Genomic DNA, 17116 nt, shown 5'->3' on the forward strand with positions numbered 1-17116 from the left:
TCGTGAGCGGGTCTCGCAGGCGCCACCCGTCTGCGGCGAAGGTGCGGGCTGCGCAGAACCGGATGGGAGGATGAGGCGGTGCAGGTGATCGCCGACCTCAAGGCCCTGTGGCCCCTGAAGGACTTCCGCAAGCTGTTCGCCGTCCGGCTCGTGAGCCAGACCGCCGACGGCATGTTCCAGGTCGGGCTGGCGACCCTGTTCTTCTTCTCGCCGGAGAACGCCAGCACCGCGGCCGGCGTCGCGACCGCGTTCGCCGTGCTCCTGCTGCCGTTCACGATCGTCGGCCCGTGGGCGGGCGTCCTGCTCGACCGGTGGCGCCGCCGCCAGGTGCTGTTCGTCGGCAACCTCGTGCGGGTCGCGATCACCGTGGTCATCGCGCTGATCATGGTGACGGACGGGGTCGGGCCGGCCGTCTACGTGCTCGCGCTGGTCAACCTGTCGATCAACCGGTTCCTGCTGTCGGCGCTGAGCGCGTCGCTGCCCCGCACGGTCGACGGCCCGCTGCTGCTCACCGCCAACTCGCTCACCCCGACCCTCGGTGCGGCGGCGGCGGGTGTCGGCGCCGGGATCGGCTTCGTGCTCGGTCTGGTGCTCCCCGCGGGTCACACCCGCGACGGGGCCGCACTGTTCGTCGCCGCCGCGGTCATGGCGACCGCCGCGGCGCTGGCGACCCGTCTGGGCAAGGACCGGCTGGGTCCCGACGAGCGCGCCGACGCCCGCCAGATGAAGGCCGCCCTGAGCAGCCTGGTGCACGGTCTGGTGGCCGGGGCGCGGCACCTGATCCAACGGCGCACCCCCGCACGCGCGCTCGGGATCATGGCCGCGCACCGGTTCCTCTACGGCGTCACGTTCATCGCCAGCATCCTCATCGCCCGCAACCTGCTGTCCGACCCCGCGGACGCCGACCAGGGGCTGAAGACGTTCGGGCTGGTGCTCGGGGCGTCCGCGGCGGGGTTCGTGCTCGCGGTGGTGCTCACCCCCGTGCTGTCGCCGCGCACCGGGCCCCACGTCTGGATCGTGCTCTGCCTGGGCCTCGCGGCGGTCAGCCAGCTGCTGCTCGTCGCCTCGGCGTCCCGGGTCGCGGTGCTGGTCGCCGCCGGTGCACTCGGCCTGGCCGCCCAGGGCGCCAAGATCGCGGTCGACACGATCGTCCAGCGCGACACCGACGACGCCTACCGCGGCCGGGCGTTCGCGCTCTACGACGTCCTGTACAACGCGGCGTTCGTGGGCGCGGCGGCCCTGGGCGCGGTCACCCTGCCCGACACGGGGTACTCCCGGGGTCTGTTCCTCGTGCTCGCCGTCGCGTACGCCGGGTTCGCGGCGCTCTACGGATCCGCCTCCCGAGGGGTACCCGCGGAGCACGTCACTGAGGCACGATTGGCCTTGTGAGCAGCGGCGAGAAGGTGGTCGAGCACAAGGGCGAGCTGCCGCTGGACGCCGTGCTCTCCAGCCGCCTCGCACTGTCCATCTCGGACGCGCTCCGGCCCGACGACCCGCTGGTCTGGGTGAACCTCGCGTTCAGCGAGCTCACGGGCTACCCGGTCGACGAGGTGCTCGGTCGGAACTGCCGGTTCTTGCAGGGCGCGGACACCGACCCGATCGCGGTGGCGCGCATCCGCACCGCGCTGGACGAGGGGCGCGCCGTCGCGACCGTCATCCGCAACTACCGGCGCGACGGGACAGGGTTCTGGAACCAGGTCGTGATCAGCCCGGTCATCGACGAGTCCGGGAGAGTGACGCACCACGTGGGCATCCAGGCCGACGTCACCGACCGGATGGACGCGGACCGGGTGCGCGACCTCGAGCTCGACCTGGTCGAGGAGACGACGGCCCGGCTCGACCTGCTCGCCCACATCAGCGACGAGCTGGCCAAGCACCTGGACTACGACGCGGCGGTCGACGCGCTCGCGGACATCGCGGTCCCTGCCCTGGCGACCTGGGGCTTCGTCGCCATCACCGACGACCGCGGCCGGTTCACCCGCGTGCACCTCGTCGCCGGCGACCTGCACGACCGGGACGCCGTCCGTGCGCTGGCGAACGAGGACACCACCTGGCTCAGTCGCGCGCCGAAGGTCGTCGAGGCCCTGACCAGCAGTCCGGGCTTCGTCGCGACGCCGTACGCGATCGACGTCGCGGCACTGCCGCAGCGGACCACGCCGGCCCAGCTCGCCCTGCTGCAGAAGCTGGGGATCGGACAGGCGATGGTGGTGCCGCTGCGTGCGCGCGACCGCGTGCTCGGGGTGCTCACCCTCGTCACCGACAACGGGTTCGGTGCGGACGCAGTGGTGACGGCCGCGCACCTCGGGCGCCGCGCGGGTCTGGCGCTGGACAACGTCCGCCTGGCCCTCGCCGACCGCACTGCTGCGCTGACCCTGCAGCACAGTCTCCTGCCGGAGATCCCGGTCATCCCGGGCCTGGACGTCGCCGCCGCCTACGTCCCGTCCGCTCGCCGCGCGGAGGTGGGCGGGGACTGGTTCGACGTCCTCCCCCTGCCCGACGGCGCGATCGGTCTCGCGGTCGGCGACGTCGTCGGCCACGACCTGCGCGCCGCTGCTGCCATGGGTCAGCTCCGGTCCCTGCTGCGGTCGTACGCCTGGGAGGGGTCGTCGCCGGGCGCCGTGCTGGCCCGCGCGGACGAGCTGGTGCGCGGCCTCGACATCGCCGACGTCGCGACGTCCGCGTACCTGCGGTGGCGCTCCCTCGACGGCGGCGACGCCGAGGTCACCTACGCGCGCGCCGGCCACCCGCCGCCGCTGCTCCGGCTCGCGGGCGGCGAGGTCCAGTCGCTCGACGGTGGGCTCTCCACCCCGATCGGGCTGGCCGGGCCGGGAGGCGCCGAGGCTGTGATCAGGGTGCCTCTCGGCTCGACTCTCGTCCTCTACACCGACGGCCTGGTCGAACGCCGCGACCGCGGGCTGCGCGAGGGCATCGCCGCGCTCACCGCCGAGCTCGCCGCGCTGCCCGACGACGCCGACGCGACCGTCGTGAAGGACCGGCTGGTCGAGGTGTTCGTCGGCGAGCACCAGGAGGACGACGTCTGCCTGCTGGTGGTCAGGCGCGCGCTGCCCACCAGCTGAGCAGCTCCTCGCGCGCGGCCTCCGGCCCCAGCGGACCACGCTCCATCCGCAGCTCTAGCAGGTACGTGTAGGCCTGGCCCACCTCGCGCCCCGGCGCCAGCCCGAGGATCTCCATGATCTGCGTGCCGTCGAGGTCGGGGCGGATGGCGCCCAGCTCCTCCTGCTCCCGCAGCTGCGCGATCCGGGCCTCGAGGTCGTCGTACGCCGCGGACAGCCGGGCCGCCTTGCGCAGGTTCCGCGTGGTGCAGTCCGAGCGGGTCAACCGGTGCAGGCGCTCGAGCAGGGGGCCGGCGTCCGTGACGTAGCGGCGCACCGCCGAGTCGGTCCAGCCGCCCTCGCCGTACCCGTGGAAGCGCAGGTGCAGCTCGGTCAGCCGTGCGACCGCCTGCACCGTCGCCTTGTCGAACCGCAGCTCCTTCAGCCGCTTGGCGACGAGCTTGGCGCCGACCATCTCGTGGTGGTGGAAGCTGACGCCGCCGCCCTCCTCGAACCGGCGGGTGCGGGGCTTGCCGATGTCGTGCAGCAGCGCCGCCAGCCGGAGCACCAGGTCGGGACCGGGGACCGCGCCGTCGGGGCCGGTCTCCAGGGCGATCGCCTTGTCGAGCACCATCAGCGAGTGCTCGTAGACGTCCTTGTGCCGGTGGTGCTCGTCGATCTCCAGGCGCAGCGCGGGCAGCTCCGGCAGGACGTGGTCCGCCAGGCCGGTGTCGACCAGCACCTCGAGCCCCGCCCGGGGCTGCGCCGAGACCAGGAGCTTGCTCAGCTCGTCGCGCACCCGCTCGGCGGAGACGATCGCGATCCGGTCGGCCATGTCGACGATGGCCTCCCGCGCGGCCGGGGCGACGGCGAACCCGAGCTGGGCGGCGAACCGGGCGGCCCGCATCATGCGCAACGGGTCGTCGTCGAACGACTGCCGCGGGTCCACCGGGGTGCGCAGCACGCCGGCGGCCAGGTCGGTGAGGCCCTCGAAGGGGTCGACGAACGTCAGCTCCGGCACGCGGACCGCCATGGAGTTGACGGTGAAGTCGCGGCGGGACAGGTCCCCCTCGAGCGAGTCCCCGAACGCCACCTGCGGCTTGCGTGACGCCGGTTCGTACTCGTCCGTGCGGTAGGTGGTGACCTCGACGACGACGTCCTGCGCCAGCGACGAGCGCCGACCGGCGAACCGGCGGGCCCCGATGGTGCCGAACTCCTTGCCGATGTCCCAGTGCGCGTCGCCCCAGCGCGCGAGGATCGACTCGGTCTGGTCCGGCGTGGCCGACGTGGTGAAGTCGAGGTCCGCGGACACCCGCCCAAGCAACGCGTCACGCACGGGGCCGCCGACCAGCGCCAGCTCGTGGCCGGCCGCACGGAACAGCTCGCCCAGCTCGAGGGCGTCGGAGGGCAGACCGGCCAGCACGCCCAGCGCACGCTTCTGCAGCGCCACGAGGGCGGCACTCAGGTCGGGGGACTCGGGATCGAGGGGCTGATCGAGGGACGGCACTCGTCCAAGCCTGCCAGATGCGCGGAGGTCGTCGGGGCAGGAGTGCACCTCCCCAGTCGTTACAGTGTCGATATGTCGAGCCCGGCGCGCCCACCCGTCCCCGGGGGCGTTCCCGCGCCCCCTGGTGGCCATGCGCTGCGCATCGACCCGCGCCACTCGCTCGTCCGGGTCCCCAACGCACCGCTGCCGGTGGTGGACGAGACCTCGGCGGGTGGCATCGTCGTCAGCCGCCGCGAGGGTGTCCACCACGCCGCCGTCATCGCGCGCCGCAACCGCGCCGGCCGGCTCGAGTGGTGCCTGCCCAAGGGGCACCTCGAGGGCGACGAGACGCCGGAGGAGGCCGCGGTCCGCGAGATCGCGGAAGAGACCGGCATCACCGGGCAGGTGCTGCGCCGCCTGGGGGTCATCGACTACTGGTTCAGCGGCGACGACCGCCGGGTGCACAAGGTGGTGCACCACTTCCTCCTCGGCGCCACCGGCGGGTCCCTGTCGGTCGAGGGCGACCCGGACGGCGAGGCCGAGGAAGCGGCCTGGATCCCGGTGGCGGAGCTGCACGGCGTGCTCGCCTACCCGAACGAACGGCGACTGGCCGAGGCGGCACTCGTGGTCCTCGTCGGCGAGGCATGAGCGGGCGCTGGCTGCGGCGCCGGGTGGTCTGCGCGGCGCTGGCGCTCGTCGGCGCACTCGCGGCAGCGCCTCCGGCGACGGCAGCAACCGACGACCCGGAGCTCCCGGTCACCGTCCAGATCACCGAGGTGTCGCCGAGCATCCTGCGGCCCGGCGAGCCCCTGCGCGTGCTGGCGACCCTGACCAACGACGGCGACGAGGTGATCGAGGCGCCCGGCGCCGCCCTGCGACTGAGCCGGTTCCGGGTCTTCTCGCGCGCCGACGTCGACGCGTGGGCCTCGGCCGGGACCGACGGCCTGTCCAAGACCCGTCGCGACGTCACGACGCCGGTCGCCGAGCCGCTGCTCCCGGGCGCCAGCGTCACGGTAGAGCTCGAACTTCCTGCCGACCGCGTCGGCCTGCTCAAGGGCGCCGACACCTGGGGTCCGCGCGGGCTCGTCGTCGAGGCGCTGGACGGGTCGAGGCGCGTCGGGATCCAGCGCACCTTCCTGCTGTGGCTCACCACCGACGACGTCCCGCAGACCGACGTCTCGGTCCTCGTCCCGATCGTCGGTCCGCCGGCGGACCCCGCCGGCGCGGACGAGAGCGTGGCCGAGCTCGAGGCGCTGACCAGGACCGGCGGACGCCTCCACGACCTCGCGGCCGTCGTCACCGCCGACGGGAGCGTCGGGGCCGCGATCGACCCGGCACTGATCGATGCCGCCACCGCGGGCACGCCGAGCACCCAGGCGTGGGCCACCGACCTCACCGGCCGGCTCCGGTCGCACGACGTCGTCGCGCTGCCCTGGTCCGACCCGGACATCGCCGCGGCCGCCCACGCCCAGCAGCCGGACCTGGTCCAGCTGGCGGTGGACCGCACGGCGCAGACCGGGATCCCCGGGCTCACCACGACCTCCGGTGTGCTGTGGGCGCCCGGCACCGACGCGCCCGACGAGGCAACCGCCGGCGTCACCGCCCAGGTGGGTGCCGACGCGATCGTCCTCCCCCCGTTCACCGACAAGGACGCCAAGACGACCCCGGGAGCGTCCGTCCGGGCGCAGACGGCTGCGGGCGCGATCAACGCCTTCCAGCCCGACGCCACCCTGACGTCGCTGCTCACCGCGCCGGACGACGTCGAGCCCGGCGCCACGACGGCCACCACCGTCCAGCGTGCCCTCGCCGAGCTGGCCGTCATCACCCGCGAGTCGGACGAGCAGCCGCACCTCCTGCTCGCGCCGGGACGGGCATGGGAGCCCGACCTCCCGAACGTGTCGGCACTGCTGGCCGCGTTCACCAGCGCGCCGTGGGTGCGGCTCGCCCCGGTGTCCGGCCTGCTCGACACCGCCGAGCCGGAGGCGCGGACCACGCTCCCCTCCCGCACCACGGACCCCGACGAGCTCGGCGTAGCCGGTGTCCGGGCGCTCGCGGACGCCCGCACCGATGCGGTCGCGTTCGCCCAGGTCACCAGCGAGCCTGCGACCCTGCTCGAGGGCGTCGACACCGAGGTCCTGGCGCCGCTGTCGGTCGCCTGGCGCACCGACCCGGCCGGCCGGGACGAGCTCGTGACGTCCGTCGTCGCCGACGTCGACGCGCGGACGTCCGGCCTGAGCATCGCCCCCGTCAGTGACTTCCGGGTGATCGCGGCGAGCAGTGCCGTGTCCATCGTCGTGCAGAACGCCCTCGCGGTCCCCGCCACGGTCCTGGTCGACGTGGACCCCCGCACGGCGTGCCTGGAGGTCGGTGAGATCCCCGAGGTGCGGATCGACGCGGAGAGCGAGGCGAGCGTGCGGATCCCCCTGCGCGCCCGTGCCAACTGCTCGGTGGAGGTCACCGCCCGGCTCACGGCCCCGGACGGTCTCGCCGTCTCGCCGACCGTCCGCTTCACGGCGCTGGTCGCGCCCACGATCGAGAGCATCGGCACGATCGTCGTCGGGGTCCTGCTCGCCCTGGGTCTGGTCCTGGGGATCATCCGGACCGTGCGCCGCGGCCAGAGCGCCCGCCGCGGTGCGCGCACCGAGGCCGAGGCCGACGCCCCCACGTCCCTGCCCGTGCTCGGTGGCACCGTCGCCGACGAGACAACCCCTGCGGAGGATCCTCGGTGACCGACGACGACGGGATGCGTCGCGGCGCCGCCCTGATGGCCTCCGGCACCGCCGTCTCCCGGGTCCTCGGGCTGCTGCGCGGCATGGTCATGGTCAGCGCGATCGGCGCCACGGGCCAGGCCGCCGACGCGTTCGCGGTGGCGAACAAGCTGCCGAACGTCCTGTACATGCTGCTGGCCGGGGGCGTGCTCAACGCGATCCTGGTGCCGCAGGTGGTCCGCGCGTACAAGCGCAAGGCGGGGCAGGAGTACGTCGACCGGCTGCTCACCCTGGGGTTCGTGGTGCTGGCCGCCGCGACCGTGGTGCTCACGCTGCTGGCCCCGGTGCTCATCAATCTGTACTCGAGCTTCGGCAACCCCGCGCAGGACGCCCTGGCGACGACGTTCGCCTACTGGTGCATCCCGCAGCTGTTCTTCTACGGCGTCTACGCGCTGCTGGGCCAGGTGCTCAACGCGCGCGGCTCGTTCGGTCCGTACATGTGGGCGCCCGCGGTCAACAACGTCGTGGCCATCGTCGGCTTCGGCATCTTCATCGCCGTCTTCGGCGGGTGGGAGGAGTCGGGCGTCGTTGACGCCGCGTCCTGGACGCCCGGGCAGACGGCCTTGCTCGCGGCCGCCGCGACGCTCGGTGTGATCGCGCAGGCCGTCGTGCTCATCCCGTCACTGCGCCGGGCAGGTGTCCACTACCGACCGCGCTGGGGGCTGCGCGGATCGGGCCTGAGCACGGCAGGCGGGGTGGCCACCTGGACGCTCGCCGGCCTCGCGGTGGGGCAGCTCGGGTTCCTGGTCGTCACCCGCATCGGGTCAGCCGCACCGGCGGCCGCCGTCGCCGACGGTGTCGCCAAGACCGCGGTGGCCGGTCCCGGCGCGTACGACGTCGCGTTCCTCATTTTCATGCTGCCGCACTCCCTGGTCACCGTGTCGCTGGCCACGGCCCTGTTCACCCGGCTGTCCGCGCAAGCCCACGACGCCGACGTCGACGGGGTCCGCGGCACGCTGTCCTCGGGGCTGCGGGTGGTGAGTGTGTTCACGATCTTCGCGACCGCGGCCATCGTCGTGCTAGCCCTGCCGCTCACCCGGGTCGTCCTGGCGACGGCGACCGAGGGATCGGCCGACGCCGTGTCCGCGGTCGTCCTGGCGATGATCCTGGGGCTCCCGGCCTTCGGCGCCTGGTCGATGTTCCAACGGGCCTATTACGCCTACGAGGACGCCCGGTCGATGGTGCCCATCCAGGTGGTCATGGCGGCCGTCGTCGTGCTCGGCGCCGTCTTGTCCCAGCAGCTCCTGCACCCGACCTCCTGGGTCGTGGGCACCGGGGCAGCGATGAGCGTGTCCTACGTCGTCGGCGCACTCCTCGCCCAGTGGCGGCTGCGGCGGCGCCTCGACGGCATCGACGGTCCTCGCGTGGTCCAGGTGCTGGCACGGTCGACCCTGGCCGCACTCGTCTCCGCGGGCATCGGCGGCCTGGTCCTGCTGCTGCTCGGTCGGTCCCTGTCGACCGGGTTGATGGCGTCGATCATCGAGTGCGCCGTCGTCGGCACCGTCATGGGCCTGGTGTACGTCGGCGCCCTGCGGGTGCTGCGCGTCCGCGAGCTCGACAGCCTGCTCCTGCCGCTGCTCCGTCGGCTGCCCGGGCGACGCCGCTGATCCGGCACGTCTAGCATGCAGGGTGTCCTGTCCAGGTGATCGACACGGAGGTGCTGGTGAGCGAGGTCGTCGGACGGGGCACCGTGCTCGCGGGCCGGTACCGCGTGCTGTCTCCGGTGGTCTCCGACCTCGAGGGCGCCAGCGCCTGGCAGGCCACTGACCAGATCCTCGACCGACCCGTCCGCGTGCGCATCCTCGAGCACGGCGCCGTGGCGCCCGCGCTCGACGCGGCCCGCCGCGCGGCGCTCGTCACCGACTCCCGCCTCGTGCGCGTGCTCGACGTCGGCACGCACGAGGGTTACGGCTACGTCGTCTCGGAGCAGCTCGTCGGCCCGTCGCTCGCGCGGCTCGTCGCGCAGAGCCCGCTCACCGCCGAGCAGGCGCGCGCGGTGGTCGGCGAGGCAGCCTCGGCGCTCGAGGTCGCCCGGCGGCGCGGCGTGCACCACCTCGCCCTGCGCCCGTCGGTGCTGCACGTGAGCCCCGACGGCCGGGTGCTGCTGGGCGGCCTGGCCCTGGACGCGGCCCTGCTCGGCGACTCCGGCGGCGACGCCCGCTCCACCACGCGGGCCGACGCGGTCGGCCTGGTCCGGCTGCTCTACGCCGCCCTCACCGGTCTCTGGCCCGCCGACCCGCGCGCCCCGCAGACCCCCGGCGGCGAGACGCTCCCGCCGGCGCCGATCGTGAACGGCGCCCCCGTCGCACCCGCCGACCTGGTCCCCGGTGTGCCCAACGACCTCGACACGCTCTGCGTGGTCACGCTCGGCCCGAACGACGACGGCCCGCACAGCCCCGGAGAGCTGGTGCGCGAGCTCGAGCCGTGGGGCGAGATCCGTGCGTCCGTGCCCGACCCGTCCGCGCTCGGTGGCCCCGTCACCGCGCAGTTCCCGCCCACCGGTGCTGCGGCACCCGGAGGAGGCATTCCCGTGCCCGACGAGGACGACCAGCAGGACACCGCGCCCGTGACCGTGCAGAGGCACTCCGTGCGTTCCGCGTTCGAGCAGCAGGACCCACCCGGCGCCAACCGCCCCGGCACCCCGCCGCCGGCGACGCCCTCGCGCACCAGCTCGCTCGGCGCTGCTGCCGCGACCACGCAGCTGCCCCCGACGCCCGCGGCTCCCGCCGAGCCGGAGCCCTTGCCTCCCGTCCTGCCCACCGTGGTGCGCCGACCCGTCGTCCGGTCCGCGGTGCCGAGCGCGTCGTCGCCGGTTCCCCCGATCCCCCCGATCCCTCCGCTCCCCCCGGCCGTCCACGCTGCGGCGGTGGCACCGCCGCCGGTCGCGCAGTCCGGGCCCCGCCCCGACGCGTTCGACTTCGGCGACGTCATCGGGGCCGAGACCACCCCGCCCAGCAAGCTCCGGTTCGACCCGACCGCGCTGGTCCTCATCGTCGTGGTCGTCGTCGTCATCATCGGCGTGATCCTCGCGTTCAAGGCCCTCTTCTCGTCGATCGACACCACCGGCTCCTCTCCGGACACCGACACGGCGCAGACCTCGTCGGCGGCGCCGTCAGAAGCGGCCGCGCCCCCGGCCGCGGAGCCGGAGGCACCCGTCGTCCCCGTCGGCGGCGCACCGGTCATCGCCTCCGCGACGACCATCGACCCGTCCGACGCCGACGGCGAGCACCAGGAGGACGTCGCCAAGGCGTACGACAGCGACCCGGCCACGTTCTGGTACACCCAGACGTACAAGCGTGACGACTTCGCGGGGTTCAAGGACGCCGTCGGCTACGCGATCACCCTGACGACGAAGACCACCGTCAGCACGGTGACCCTGCACTCGAACAGCACCGGCGGGAACGTGGAGATCCGGGCGACCGACGCGGCGAACCCGACCAGCGGCGCGGTGCTCGCGTCCGGACCGTTCGGGCCTGACGCGGTGTTCACCCTGGACCCCGCCACCGAGACGCAGTCGATCGTCCTGTGGATCACGCAGCTCCCGACGGCGCCCGACGGCGGCTTCCGGCTCGAGCTGACGGAGATCGCCCTGTCGTAGGCCGGGTCCGGAACAGATCCCGCCTAGGATCGGTTGATCCCGACACCCCCGCCGGATCGTCTCCGGCACGCCGAACCGCAAGGAAGTCTCGTGACCGAGCAGTCCACCACCGTCCGCGATCTCGTCATCGTCGGCTCGGGTCCGGCCGGCTACACCGCCGCGATCTACGCGGCCCGCGCGGGCCTGGCCCCGCTGGTGATCGCGGGGTCCGTCACCGCCGGCGGCGCCCTGATGAACACCACCGAGGTGGAGAACTTCCCCGGCTTCCCCGACGGCGTCCAGGGCCCGGAGCTCATGGAGGGTCTGCAGAAGCAGGCCGAGAAGTTCGGTGCCGAGGTCCTGTGGGACGACGCGTCCTCCCTCGACCTCACCGGCGAGATCAAGACCATCGAGACGCTCAACGGCGAGACCTTCCAGGCGCGCGCCGTCATCCTGGCCACCGGCTCCGCGTACCGCGAGCTGGGCCTGGACGACGAGAAGCGCATGTCCGGCCGCGGTGTGTCCTGGTGCGCCACCTGCGACGGGTTCTTCTTCCGTGACCAGGAGATCATCGTGGTCGGCGGCGGCGACTCGGCCGTCGAGGAGGCCACGTTCCTCACCCGCTTCGGCAAGCGCGTCACGCTCGTGCACCGCCGCGACCACCTGCGCGCGTCCAAGATCATGGCCGACCGCGCCGCGAACGACCCGAAGATCGAGTTCGCGTGGAACAGCGAGGTCGTGGCCATCCACGGCGACGCCAAGGTCACCGGCGTGACCCTGCGCGACACCGTCACCGGCGAGACCCGCGAGCACCCCGCGACCGGTGTCTTCGTCGCGATCGGGCACGTGCCGCGCTCCGAGCTGCTCAAGGGCCAGGTCGACCTGGACGACGAGGGCTACGTGCAGGTGATCGGCCGGTCCACCGCGACCAACCTCACCGGGGTGTTCGCCTGCGGAGACCTGGTCGACCACACCTACCGCCAGGCCATCACGGCCGCCGGCTCGGGCTGCGCGGCTGCCCTGGACGCCCAGCACTTCCTCGCGTCCTTGGGTGACCTGGTCGCGCCGGTCCCCCCGATCGAGTCCTACGCGCAGGAGATCCGATGAGCACGACCGCCCCCGTCACCGACGCGACGTTCCAGTCGGAGGTGCTCGGCTCGGAGATCCCCGTGATCGTCGACTTCTGGGCGCCGTGGTGCGGTCCGTGCCGGATGGTGGCCCCCGTGCTGGAGGAGCTCGCGGCGCAGTACGCCGGCCGGGTCAAGATCGTGAAGCTCAACTCCGACGAGAACCCGCAGGTCACGGGCGACTACGGCATAGTGTCGATCCCCACGCTCAACTTCTACGCGGGCGGTGAGCTGGTGAAGTCCGTCGTCGGCGCGCGGCCCAAGTCGATGATCGCCGAGGACATCGAGAGCGTGCTCGCCGCCGTCTGACGTCCCGCGCGCCCGGACCTTGCGCGGTCCGGGCGCGCTGTCGTGCCAAACTCTGGGGCATGACTGCGCACACCGTTCCCGACGGCGAGACGTCGGGCCCCCCCACGTCCTCCGCCGCCGGCACCGGCACGCGCCTCGACCGCTGGCTCGGCTCCTACGCCGAACGGACGCACGGCATGCGATCTTCCGAGATCCGCGCCCTGTTCGCCGTGGCCAACCGGCCGGAGGTCGTCTCGCTAGCCGGCGGGATGCCCTTCCTCGAGGGTCTTCCCCTGGACATCCTCGGTGAGCTGGCGCAGCGCGTGGTTGCCACCCGCGGTCTCCAGGCGCTCCAGTACGGGTCGGGCCAGGGCGACGAGACCCTGCGCGAGCAGATCCTCGACGTCATGGCGCTCGAGGGAATCGACGCGCACCCCGACGACGTCGTCGTCACGACGGGGTCGCAGCAGGCCCTCGACCTGGTCACGCGCATCTTCATCGACCCGGGCGACGTGGTCGTCGCGGAGGCGCCGTCCTACGTCGGCGCCCTCGGGGTGTTCCGTGCCTACCAGGCCGACGTCGTGCACGTGCCGATCGACGCGGACGGCCTGATCCCGGACGCGCTCGAGTCCACGCTCGCCTCGCTCGCCCGCGAGGGGCGTCGGGTCAAGTTCCTGTACACCGTGCCCAACTTCCACAACCCGGCGGGCGTATCGCTCTCCCTGTCGCGTCGCCCCCAGATCCTGGAGATCGCGCGGCGCCACGGCGTGCTGGTCCTCGAGGACAACCCGTACGGCCTGCTCGGCTTCTCCGGGGACCCGCGGCCCGCCCTGCGCTCGATGGACGACGAGGGCGTGCTGTATCTCGGCTCGTTCTCCAAGACGTTCGCCCCCGGCTACCGCGTCGGCTGGGTGGTCGCCCCGCACGCCGTGCGCGAGAAGCTGGTGCTGGCCAGCGAGTCCGCGATCCTGTGCCCGTCCAACGCCTCCCAGATCGCGATCTCCACGTACCTGTCCACCTGCGACTGGCAGGGGCAGATCAAGATCTACCGCGAGCAGTACCGCGACCGGCGCGACGCCATGATCTCCGCGCTCGCCGAGCACCTGCCCGACGCGTCGTGGAACGTGCCCGACGGCGGCTTCTACACGTGGGTCCGGCTCCCCGACGGGCTCGACGCCAAGGACATGCTCCCTCGGGCGGTCACCGCACGGGTCGCTTACGTCCCCGGCACCGCCTTCTACTTCGACGGCTCGGGCGCCGACCACATGAGGTTGTCGTTCTGCTACCCGACGCCGGAGCGCATCCGTGAAGGGGTGCGCCGGCTCGCGGGGGTCGTCGCGGGTGAGCGCGAGCTGGTGGAGCTGTTCGGCACCTCCGGGTCGGCCGGGCACGGCGACGTGCAGCAGCCGGGCCCGGATGTTGCCTGACACGCCCCTGTCCTTCCTCGCCATCGGAGTCGTCGCACCGTGACCGCCACCCCGTCCCCCCGCGTCGTCGTCCTGGCCGGGGGCCTGTCGCACGAGCGTGACGTCTCCCTGCGCTCCGGCCGACGCGTTGCCGACGCCCTCCGGTCGGTGGGCGTCGACGTGTCCGTCCACGACGTCGACGCCGACCTCGTACCGGCCCTCGTCCAGCTGAAGCCGGACCTGGTCTGGCCGCTCCTGCACGGGACCAGCGGCGAGGACGGCTCCGTGCGGGACGTCGTCCAGATGCTCGGGCTGCGCCTGCTGGGCACCGGACCCCGAGAGAGCCGGATCGCGTGGAGCAAGCCGATCGCCAAGACGGTCGCGGCCCGCGCGGGGCTGTCGACCCCCGACTTCGTGACCCTGCCGCAGTCGCTGTTCCGTGAGCTGGGTGCCCGTCAGGTGCTCGACGCGATCGTCGGTCAGCTCGGCCTACCGGTCGTGGTGAAGCCGTCCCGTGGCGGTTCCGCGCTGGGCGTCACGCTTGTGACCAGCGCAGACGCACTTCCGCAGGCCATGGTCGACTGCTTCGCGTACAGCGACACCGCCCTGGTGGAGCGGGCGGTCGTCGGCACCGAGGTGGCGGTGAGCGTGGTCGACACCGGCGACGGGCCCGTCGCGCTCCCCGCCGTCGAGATCGTCACCGAGGGTCCCTACGACTTCGACGCCCGCTACAACCCGGGGCGCACCGAGTACTTCGCCCCCGCGCGGCTGGCCCCGGAGCTGACGCAGGCCGTCGCCGACGTGGCGGTCGCCGCGCACCGGGCGCTCGGCCTCGACGGGCTGTCGCGCACCGACCTCATCGTCGATGCGGACGGCACCGTCTGGTTCCTCGAGGTCAACGTGGCCCCCGGCATGACTGAGACGTCGTTGCTGCCCCAGGCCGCGGAGGCCGCGGGCCTGTCCCTCGGCGAGCTGTACCGGTCGCTCGTCGAGGCCGCACTGGCGCGCTGACCGTTCTGTACGGTTTTAGCCACCAAAATTGTACGTCTCGTCCGCCCTTGAGCAGGCGTCTTGTCAGCCCTTGAGCAGACCCGGGTCCTCCGGAGCCAGGCTGGCCAGGATCCGGTTGAGGTCCTGCACCGACGCGAACTCGACGGTGAGCCGACCACGCGCCTTGCCGAGGCTCACCTTGACGCGGGTGTCGAATCGATCCGAGAGTCGTGCGGCGAGGTTGTCCAGGGCCTCGTTCTTCACGCCCGCCCGGGGCGCGGACCGGCGTGCGGTCGGCGCGGCGTCGCCCCCGAGGGAGACGATCTCCTCGACCGCACGGACCGAGAGGCCCTCGGCGACGATCCGCTGCGCCAGACGCTCGATGGCCGCGCCGTCGTTGAGGCCGAGCAGCGCGCGAGCGTGACCTGCGGACAGGACGCCAGCTGCAACCCGGCGCTGCACCAGCGGAGGGAGCTTGAGCAGCCGGAGCGTGTTGGAGATCTGCGGACGTGACCGCTGGATGCGCGTCGCCAGCTGCTCGTGCGTGCACCCGAAGTCGTCCAGCAGCTGCTGGTAGGCGGCCGCCTCCTCGAGCGGGTTCAGCTCGGAACGGTGCAGGTTCTCCAGGAGCGCGTCGCGCAGCAGGTCGGAGTCGTCCGTGTCCCTGATGATCGCGGGGATCGTCGCCAGGCCGGCCGCCTGCGTCGCGCGCCACCGGCGCTCGCCCATGATCAGCTCGTAGCCGTCGCCGGCGTCGCGCACGACGATCGGCTGGAGCACGCCGACCTCACGGATCGAGCCGACCAGCTCGTCGAGCGCGTCCTCGTCGAAGATCGTGCGCGGTTGCTTCGGGTTGGGGCGGATCTCCCCCACGGGCAGCTCGGCGAACCGGGCGCCGGGCACCGGCACGAGCCCGTCGACCGTCACGGCGGCGATCGGCTCCTCGACGGTCGGCGTTGTGTTCATGGGCGTGACGGTCTCGTGGACCACCCCGTTCGTGGACCCGTCGAGCGCGATCGGAGTCTGCGCAGTTGCGTCGTCGACGACTGGCGCCTCCTCGGTCATGGTCGCCGTGGCCAGGGCGGCCGCGGCTGCCGCCGCAGCCTCCCCGTTCTCCCGCTCCCGGTCCGGGAAGAACACGTCGACAGGACGCTCCGCACCGGTGGGGCGCTGGCCGTCCAGGCCGGTGGGAATGAGGGCTCCGAGTCCCCGACCCAGACCGCGTCGCTTCTCGCTCACTGTTCCTCCTGAAGGACGGCCATGGCCGTCGCGTGCTCGTGGTCCGGGTGGGCGGTGCCGTTCGTGGCCTGCCCGTTGGTGTGCTCGTCGTCCGTCAGCTCCGTCGCGCCTCGCTCCGCCACCTCGCGGGCAGCCTCCAGGTACGCGAGGGCTCCCGACGATCCAGCGTCGTAGGTCATGACCGTCTGCCCGTAGCTCGGTGCCTCCGAGATGCGGACCGAGCGCGGGACCGTGGTGCGCAACGTGCGCTCCGGGAAGTGCGTGCGCACCTCGGTCGCCACCTGCTGCGCCAGGTTGGTCCGCGCGTCGTACATGGTCAGCAGGATCGTCGACACGTGCAGCCGCGGGTTGAGGTGCGCCTGGATCAGCTGGATCGTCTTCAGCAGCTGGCTGAGCCCCTCGAGCGCGTAGTACTCGCACTGGATGGGGATCAGCACCTCGCGCGCGACGACGAACGCGTTGACCGTGAGGAGGCCGAGGCTGGGCGGGCAGTCGACGAAGACGTAGTCGATCCGCTCCTGGCCGGCCGCGACCCGGCCGTCGAGGTAGGCGTCCAGCGCGTTCCGGAGACGGGTCTCGCGCGCCACCATGGATACCAGCTCGATCTCCGCGCCGGACAGGTCGATCGTGGCCGGAAGGCACCACAGGTTCGGGACGTCCGGGCTCTCCTGCACCGCATCCGCCATCGGTGCGCCGTCGACCAGCACCTCGTAGATCGACGGCGTCCCCGCGCGGTGCTCGACGCCGAGCGCGGTCGACGCGTTCCCCTGCGGGTCGTTGTCGAGGACCAGCACGTTGAGCCCGGCCTGCGCCAGGGCCGCTGCCAGGTTGACGGTCGTCGTCGTCTTGCCGACGCCGCCCTTCTGGTTGGCCACCGTGATGATGCGGGTCTGCGGCGGGCGCGGGAAGCGGCGTCCGCGCAGCTCGATCCGGCGGCGCGCGTCCTGCTTCAGCTCGGCCATCAGCGGCGTGTCGTCGGAGACCACCGGGAGGCTGTCGACGAGGGCTGCTCGACGGCTCTCCTCCGGGTCCAGGTCGTGGCGTGCAGGCATGGGCGGAATGGTGTCACGTGCGACGTCCCCCCCCGCGCTCGACGGGCCCACCACGGGCTCCGAGGAGTCGGCGCGTGTCTCGGGGAGATCGCTCAGGGGAATCTCTTCGGCCGTCGTGACGGTGTCCTGA

The 17116-nt window shown here is 72.9% G+C and carries 13 protein-coding genes; 10 read left to right on the top strand and 3 right to left on the bottom strand.

Features of this window, described 5'->3' with window-relative positions; translation table 11 throughout:
- The first annotated feature begins 78 nt into the window (after positions 1-78).
- Positions 79-1389 carry an MFS transporter gene (locus ACO06A_RS08865; protein ID WP_421735646.1) on the top strand — a complete coding sequence of 437 codons (1311 nt, stop codon included), beginning with the start codon at positions 79-81 and terminating at the stop codon, positions 1387-1389.
- Positions 1386-3077, top strand: a complete 1692-nt coding sequence (locus ACO06A_RS08870; RefSeq protein ID WP_421735647.1) for a SpoIIE family protein phosphatase — start codon at positions 1386-1388, stop codon at positions 3075-3077. Before ACO06A_RS08865 ends, ACO06A_RS08870 begins: the two co-directional genes overlap by 4 nt.
- Here ACO06A_RS08870 and ACO06A_RS08875 read toward each other — a convergent pair.
- Positions 3052-4560: a CCA tRNA nucleotidyltransferase gene (locus ACO06A_RS08875; RefSeq protein WP_421735648.1), complete on the bottom strand. Its 1509-nt coding sequence runs from the start codon at positions 4558-4560 to the stop codon at positions 3052-3054. The two genes, ACO06A_RS08870 and ACO06A_RS08875, sit on opposite strands and share 26 nt — an antisense overlap.
- Before the next feature lie 72 nt (positions 4561-4632).
- Between ACO06A_RS08875 and ACO06A_RS08880 the strand changes: the two genes are divergently transcribed.
- From ACO06A_RS08880 to ACO06A_RS08915, 8 genes are all read left to right on the top strand, one after another.
- On the top strand, positions 4633-5187 hold the full coding sequence (locus ACO06A_RS08880) for an NUDIX hydrolase (protein WP_421735649.1): 555 nt from the start codon (positions 4633-4635) through the stop codon (positions 5185-5187).
- Positions 5184-7268: a DUF6049 family protein gene (locus ACO06A_RS08885; protein WP_421735650.1), complete on the top strand. Its 2085-nt coding sequence runs from the start codon at positions 5184-5186 to the stop codon at positions 7266-7268. The genes ACO06A_RS08880 and ACO06A_RS08885 overlap by 4 nt, the downstream gene beginning before the upstream one ends.
- Positions 7265-8914: a murein biosynthesis integral membrane protein MurJ gene (gene murJ / locus ACO06A_RS08890; RefSeq protein WP_421735651.1), complete on the top strand. Its 1650-nt coding sequence runs from the start codon at positions 7265-7267 to the stop codon at positions 8912-8914. The genes ACO06A_RS08885 and murJ overlap by 4 nt, the downstream gene beginning before the upstream one ends.
- A 35-nt stretch (positions 8915-8949) precedes the next feature.
- Entirely contained in the window at positions 8950-10905 is a 1956-nt protein-coding gene (locus ACO06A_RS08895) for a protein kinase family protein (RefSeq protein ID WP_421735652.1), read from the top strand.
- 90 nt (positions 10906-10995) lie between these two features.
- Positions 10996-11991, top strand: a complete 996-nt coding sequence (gene trxB, locus ACO06A_RS08900; RefSeq protein ID WP_421735653.1) for a thioredoxin-disulfide reductase — start codon at positions 10996-10998, stop codon at positions 11989-11991.
- Entirely contained in the window at positions 11988-12320 is a 333-nt protein-coding gene (gene trxA / locus ACO06A_RS08905) for a thioredoxin (RefSeq protein ID WP_421735654.1), read from the top strand. Before trxB ends, trxA begins: the two co-directional genes overlap by 4 nt.
- Before the next feature lie 59 nt (positions 12321-12379).
- On the top strand, positions 12380-13726 hold the full coding sequence (locus tag ACO06A_RS08910; RefSeq protein ID WP_421735655.1) for a PLP-dependent aminotransferase family protein: 1347 nt from the start codon (positions 12380-12382) through the stop codon (positions 13724-13726).
- Between the two features lie 39 nt (positions 13727-13765).
- Positions 13766-14716 carry a D-alanine--D-alanine ligase family protein gene (locus ACO06A_RS08915; RefSeq protein ID WP_421735656.1) on the top strand — a complete coding sequence of 317 codons (951 nt, stop codon included), beginning with the start codon at positions 13766-13768 and terminating at the stop codon, positions 14714-14716.
- 63 nt (positions 14717-14779) lie between these two features.
- Here the strand turns inward: ACO06A_RS08915 and ACO06A_RS08920 are convergent, their stop codons facing one another.
- Positions 14780-15934, bottom strand: a complete 1155-nt coding sequence (locus ACO06A_RS08920) for a ParB/RepB/Spo0J family partition protein (protein ID WP_421735657.1) — start codon at positions 15932-15934, stop codon at positions 14780-14782.
- Complete coding sequence (locus ACO06A_RS08925) at positions 15931-16986, bottom strand: ParA family protein (RefSeq protein ID WP_421735658.1); 1056 nt, start codon at positions 16984-16986, stop codon at positions 15931-15933. The genes ACO06A_RS08920 and ACO06A_RS08925 overlap by 4 nt, the downstream gene beginning before the upstream one ends.
- Between the last annotated feature and the right edge of the window lie 130 nt (positions 16987-17116).

It is taken from the genome of Cellulomonas sp. (assembly GCF_965229465.1).
Lineage (GTDB): Bacteria > Actinomycetota > Actinomycetes > Actinomycetales > Cellulomonadaceae > Cellulomonas.

Bases quoted from the DNA above. Each gene is read 5' to 3' on its own strand.
- ACO06A_RS08880 (WP_421735649.1), top strand. From the start codon at position 4,633: ATGTCGAGCCCGGCGCGCCCACCCGTCCCCGGGGGCGTTCCCGCGCCC.
- ACO06A_RS08910 (WP_421735655.1), top strand. From the start codon at position 12,380: ATGACTGCGCACACCGTTCCCGACGGCGAGACGTCGGGCCCCCCCACG.
- ACO06A_RS08925 (WP_421735658.1), bottom strand. From the start codon at position 16,986: ATGCCTGCACGCCACGACCTGGACCCGGAGGAGAGCCGTCGAGCAGCC.
- trxA (WP_421735654.1), top strand. From the start codon at position 11,988: ATGAGCACGACCGCCCCCGTCACCGACGCGACGTTCCAGTCGGAGGTG.
- ACO06A_RS08885 (WP_421735650.1), top strand. From the start codon at position 5,184: ATGAGCGGGCGCTGGCTGCGGCGCCGGGTGGTCTGCGCGGCGCTGGCG.